We start from the raw sequence: 2,084 nt of genomic DNA, 5'->3' as shown, positions 1-2,084 counted from the left end.
CGCCGAAGAAGGCGATGGCGGGGGAGTTGCGCATTCGATCGATCATACGCGTCCGTTCGTTGAGCGTGACCCAACCGTCGGCCTGGGCCACCATGGCGCAGCCTGCGACGACGGCGTCCATCTGGATGACGTCGCCGGGGGTCCAGACGTCGTCCCGGTCGATCGGGGCGCGTCGTCTCAGTAATCTGTTTGATCGTGGCATCGGGACCTCGCGTCTGTCGCCGGCGGACGGCGACGCAAAATGATGTTGGGAAGCGATCGGGGTCGGCGACCGGGGAAAGCCGCCGACCCTTCTGGTCGCTAGTGCGACGCGGACGGCATCTGGCGGCCGTCGAAGACGGCGAGCCGGTCCTTGATGACCAGCTTCTTCTTCTTGATGCTCGTGACGGTACGATCGTCGGGTCGCGGTCGCGCCCGTTCGTCCCTCAGCGCCATCTCCAGCAGGGAATGAAATCCCCGTAGCCGGTGCGCCAACACGATAGACATGGAGCCTCTCCTTCTCTGAAGGGGAGCGCTCGACGCCGAAGCCGTCGGTTCGATGGGGGATTAACAGCCGGACCCCGTCATCGAGCGCACCCGATGCGATCCGACATCACGATCGACATCGATCGTCAGAGGGGCCCGGGCCGCACACACACGCTGCACTTCTGACGCCAGCCGCGCCAATAAGAAGTGCTTATGCCGCTGATGACCAAGTATTATGAGAGGCCTGAAAGGTTCGCCAGGTCGACCTTAACAGACTGCGTCGCGGGGCCAACAGAGAATCGCTCGCCATGACGGCCGCAATCACTGGATCAGAGATACCAAAACCTTACCCGCTCTCGTCAAATGCTGCGCCATCTGTTGACGCGGTGCGACTCTGCCTTCATTACCGCCCCTCCACGGGTCCGGGCCCCTCTGGCAGCCGAGGCGTCGGCTGCGATGTCGGATCCCCGCATGGACGGCGTAACGCAGCGCCATTTTCATTATTCAGGGGTGCGGGATGTTTGAATCCCTTCCGTTTCTGGCTGCGACCTATGTGGGTCAGCCGATCTGGCTTTGGATCGCCTTCCTGGCCTTCATCGGCTTCCTGCTGTGGATCGACCTCGGGGTCGTGAACAACAAGGATGGCGTCGTATCGGCCAGGAAGTCGGCCGCGATGTGGGCGTCCTTCGCCTCCATCGCCATCGCGTTCGGGGCCTATGTCTATTTCGTGTATGAGCCCGATGCGCGCTACTACATGAGCCCTGACAATCTCAATCAGCAAGCCGTTCTGCAGTATTTCACGGGCTATCTGCTCGAGACTGCTCTCGCGTTCGACAACATCTTCGTCATCGGGATGATCTTCACCTTCTTTGCGGTCCCGCGCCAGTACCAGCACCGTGTTCTGTTCTGGGGCATCATGGGTGCGATCGTCTTTCGGGCGATCTTTATCTCACTGGGCGCAGCGATCGTAAACGAGTTCACCTGGGTTCTGTTCATCTTCGCCGCCTTCCTGATCTTCACCGGCTGGAAGATGATCTTCGGCGGCGATCACGAGATGGATCTGCACCAGAATCCGGTTCTGAAGTTCCTCAAGAAGCGGATGCACGTCACCGACACGATCGAGAACCACAACTTCTTGGTGAAGCGGCCCGATCCCAAGGGCTCGGGTCGGCTCGTGCTGTTCGCGACCCCGCTGTTCCTGGCCCTGGTCATGGTCGAGGTCGTGGACGTCATCTTCGCGGTCGATTCCGTGCCGGCGATCTTCGCCGTCACAAAGGACCCCTTCGTCGTCTACACCTCCAACATCTTCGCGATCCTGGGCCTGCGATCGATGTATTTCATGCTCGCGGAGGCCGTCGCCCGCTTCAAGTATCTGAAGTACGGACTGTCGCTGGTGCTCGTTCTGATCGGGGTCAAGATCATCTGGAACTTCGGCCTCTACAAGGCGTGGAAGGACATGACCGGCGAGGCTCTGGTGCCCTACCTCGAGCCGCAGTGGTCCCTGATCGCGACCCTCGCCCTGATCGGCGGCTCGATGCTCTATTCCTGGATCAGAACCCGCGACGCCCGGGACGGGCCGGAACGCCCGACCCACTGAGCTTCCCGATCAGCGGCGTGAT

Annotated in this window: 2 protein-coding genes and 1 pseudogene; 1 reads left to right on the top strand and 2 read right to left on the bottom strand. The window is 61.1% G+C overall.

Annotation, left to right across the window (positions count from 1 at the left end; translation table 11 throughout):
* Positions 1-202 (bottom strand): annotated as a pseudogene (locus ACP7AU_RS17620) (hypothetical protein); the annotation flags it as partial.
* A 98-nt stretch (positions 203-300) separates the two neighbouring features.
* Positions 301-486 (bottom strand): DUF465 domain-containing protein, encoded by a 186-nt coding sequence (locus ACP7AU_RS17615; protein WP_426038352.1) that lies wholly within the window; start codon positions 484-486, stop codon positions 301-303.
* Between the two features lie 496 nt (positions 487-982).
* Here ACP7AU_RS17615 and ACP7AU_RS17610 point away from each other — a divergent pair, with 496 nt between their 5' ends.
* Positions 983-2,062, top strand: coding sequence for a TerC family protein (locus ACP7AU_RS17610; RefSeq protein ID WP_426052265.1), 1,080 nt, complete (start codon positions 983-985; stop codon positions 2,060-2,062).
* The last annotated feature ends 22 nt before the right edge of the window (positions 2,063-2,084 follow it).

Origin of the sequence: Brevundimonas sp. SL161 (assembly GCF_049896985.1) — a bacterium.
Classification (GTDB): domain Bacteria; phylum Pseudomonadota; class Alphaproteobacteria; order Caulobacterales; family Caulobacteraceae; genus Brevundimonas.
This window is presented reverse-complemented; position numbering and strand designations above follow the sequence as displayed.

Bases quoted from the DNA above. Each gene is read 5' to 3' on its own strand.
- ACP7AU_RS17610 (WP_426052265.1), top strand. From the start codon at position 983: ATGTTTGAATCCCTTCCGTTTCTGGCTGCGACCTATGTGGGTCAGCCG.
- ACP7AU_RS17615 (WP_426038352.1), bottom strand. From the start codon at position 486: ATGTCTATCGTGTTGGCGCACCGGCTACGGGGATTTCATTCCCTGCTG.